The organism is Hydrogenophaga sp. (assembly GCF_041633695.1).
Taxonomy (GTDB): domain Bacteria; phylum Pseudomonadota; class Gammaproteobacteria; order Burkholderiales; family Burkholderiaceae_C; genus Hydrogenophaga.
The window spans coordinates 1-2,372 of the sequence record NZ_JBFJMY010000566.1 but is presented as its reverse complement, the minus strand read 5'-3'; the positions used below and the strand labels follow the sequence as shown (position 1 = coordinate 2,372).

The window sequence follows — 2,372 nt, the reverse complement described above, 5'->3', positions numbered from 1 at the left end:
TCTTCTTGATCTTGGACGTCTTTCCGTACGGCATATTCGGTATCGGATGTAGGATGGGGATCCTGTTGGACAGTCACTGGTCAAGGGTCACTGGTCATTGCCATCATGGTCGACCCAATGACCAGTGACTGTGTCAGTCGAGCTTCACCTCAAGGCCGAGCCCCTGTAGCTCCCGCACGAGCACGTTGAAGCTCTCCGGCACGCCGGGCTCCGGCATGTTCTCGCCCTTGACAATGGCCTCGTATGCCTTCGAACGGCCCTGCACGTCGTCCGACTTGTAGGTCAGCATCTCTTGCAGCACGTTGGCGGCGCCGTAGGCATACATCGCCCACACCTCCATCTCGCCGAGGCGTTGGCCGCCGAACTGCGCCTTGCCGCCCAGCGGCTGCTGCGTGATGAGGCTGTACGGCCCAATCGAGCGGGCGTGAATCTTGTCTTCGACCAGGTGGCTCAGCTTCATCATGTAGATGTGGCCGACGGTACGCCCGCCGACATCGTGCTCAATCCACTGGGCGTGCCTTCGCGCATGAACGTGGGTCAGGTGCTGGAAGTGCACTTGGGCTGGGCCGCCAAAGGTCTGGGTCAGCGCATTGGCAACATGCTGCAGCAAGAAGCCAAAGTGGCCGAGCTGCGCCAGTTCATGGACACCATCTACAACCAGGCGGGCAAGAAAGAGACGCTGGACGACCTGAGCGACGCCGAAGTGTTGGAAATGGCCGAAAACCTGCAACACGGCGTGCCGTTTGCGACGCCTGTGTTCGACGGTGCGTCGGAAGACGAGATCCGTGCCATGTTGAAACTGGCGTACCCGGACGATATTGCGGAGCTCAAGGGCTTGACCGCTACCCGCACCCAGGCCCAGTTGTACGACGGCCGCACCGGCGACGCTTTCGAGCGTGTGACCACCGTGGGCTATATGCACTTCTTGAAGCTGCACCACTTGGTCGACGACAAGATGCACGCCCGCTCCACCGGTCCTTACTCCCTGGTCACGCAGCAGCCGCTGGGCGGCAAGGCGCAGTTCGGTGGTCAGCGTTTCGGCGAAATGGAAGTGTGGGCGCTGGAAGCCTACGGTGCTTCCTACATCCTGCAAGAAATGCTCACCGTCAAGTCCGACGACGTGCAAGGCCGTACCAAGGTGTACGAGAGCATCGTCAAGGGCGAGCACGCGATCGAAGCGGGCATGCCCGAGTCGTTCAACGTGCTGGTCAAGGAGATCCGATCACTCGGTATCGACATTGAGCTCGAGCGCTCTTAATTCGTCGGCAAGACAAGGATTGAACCCATGAAATCATTACTCGACCTGTTCAAGCAGTTCACGCCCGACGAGCATTTCGATGCCATCCGCATCGGTCTGGCTTCGCCGGAGAAAATCCGTTCGTGGTCTTTTGGCGAAGTCAAAAAACCCGAAACCATCAACTACCGCTCCTTCAAGCCTGAGCGCGACGGCCTGTTTTGCGCCAAGATTTTTGGTCCCATCAAGGACTACGAATGCTTGTGCGGCAAATACAAGCGCCTCAAGCACCGTGGTGTCATCTGCGAGAAGTGCGGCGTTGAAGTCACGCAGACCAAGGTGCGCCGCGACCGCATGGGCCACATCGATCTGGCCGCGCCTTGCGCCCACATCTGGTTCCTGAAATCGCTGCCTTCGCGTCTGGGCCTGATCCTGGACATGACGCTGCGCGACATCGAACGCGTGCTGTACTTTGAAGCCTATGTGATCGTGGATCCGGGCATGACCCCGCTGAAGAAATTCGCGATCATGACGGAAGACGACTACGACGCCAAGAAGCGCGAATTCGGCGACGAATTCGTCGCCAAGATGGGTGCCGAGGGCGTCAAGGAGCTGCTGCAGGCGATCGACCTCGACATCGAGATCGAAAAGCTGCGCAACGACCTGACCGGCTCCGAACTCAAGATCAAGAAGAACGCCAAGCGCCTCAAAGTGCTGGAAGCCTTCAAGAAGTCGGGCATCAAGCCCGAGTGGATGGTGCTCGACGTGCTGCCCGTGCTGCCACCGGACCTGCGTCCGCTGGTGCCGCTGGACGGTGGCCGGTTTGCCACCTCCGATCTGAACGACTTGTACCGCCGCGTCATCAACCGCAACAGCCGTCTGCGCCGTTTGCTGGAGCTGAAAGCCCCTGAGATCATCGCGCGCAACGAAAAGCGCATGCTGCAAGAAGCCGTGGACAGCTTGCTGGACAACGGCCGTCGCGGCAAGGCCATGACGGGCGCCAACAAGCGCGCCCTGAAGTCGCTGGCCGACATGATCAAGGGCAAGAGCGGTCGTTTCCGCCAGAACTTGCTGGGCAAGCGCGTCGACTACTCCGGCCGTTCGGTCATTGTGGTGGGCCCTACGCTCAAGCTGCACC

General features: G+C 60.0%; 3 pseudogenes. 2 read left to right on the top strand and 1 reads right to left on the bottom strand.

Going from position 1 to position 2,372, the window contains the following annotated elements:
* Window positions 1-133: 133 nt before the first annotated feature.
* Window positions 134-457 (bottom strand): annotated as a pseudogene (locus tag ABYB95_RS21765) (hypothetical protein); the annotation flags it as partial.
* Between the two features lie 12 nt (window positions 458-469).
* Between ABYB95_RS21765 and rpoB the strand changes: the two are divergent.
* Both rpoB and ABYB95_RS21755 read left to right on the top strand, forming a co-directional pair.
* A pseudogene (gene rpoB / locus ABYB95_RS21760) lies at window positions 470-1,258 on the top strand (DNA-directed RNA polymerase subunit beta); the annotation flags it as partial.
* A gap of 27 nt (window positions 1,259-1,285) precedes the next feature.
* Window positions 1,286-2,372 (top strand): annotated as a pseudogene (locus ABYB95_RS21755) (DNA-directed RNA polymerase subunit beta'); the annotation flags it as partial.